This window comes from Streptomyces sp. SP18CS02 (assembly GCF_036322365.1).
In the GTDB taxonomy this organism is placed as follows: Bacteria; Actinomycetota; Actinomycetes; order Streptomycetales; family Streptomycetaceae; genus Streptomyces.
The window spans coordinates 1-495 of the sequence record NZ_JAQYXC010000030.1 but is presented as its reverse complement, the minus strand read 5'-3'; the positions used below and the strand labels follow the sequence as shown (position 1 = coordinate 495).

The 495-nt window shown below is 74.7% G+C and carries 1 pseudogene; it reads right to left on the bottom strand.

Features of this window, described 5'->3' with window-relative positions:
• A pseudogene (locus PUR26_RS00060) lies at positions 1 to 495 on the bottom strand (hypothetical protein); the annotation flags it as partial.

Below are 495 nucleotides of genomic sequence, written 5' to 3'. Positions count from 1 at the left end.
GACAACCGTGGTGGTGGCTTCCGCCGTGACGACAGCCGTTCCGGTGGTGGCTTCCGCCGTGACGACCGTCGGGACGACAACCGTGGCAGCGACTTCCGTCGTGACGACCGTGGGCCGCGTCGGGACGACAACCGTTCCGGCGGTTTCCGCCGTGACGACCGCGGTGGCCGCCCCGCCGGTGCCGGCGTCGGATTCGGGCGCGACGACCGCGGTGGCCGCCCCGAAGGCGGTGGCTTCCGCCGTGACGACCGCGGTGGCCGCCCCGCCGGTGCCGGCGGCGGGTTCCGTCGCGACGACAACCGCCGAGACGACCGCCGTGATGAGCGTCCGGCGTTCCGCCGTGACGACCGGCGGGACGACAACCGTGGTGGCGGCTTCCGCCGCGATGACCGCCGTGCGGGCGGTGGCTTCCGCCGTGACGACCGTCGCGATGACAACCGGGGTGGCGGCTTCCGCCGCGAGGGCGACCGGCCGAGCTTCCCGCGTGATGACCGT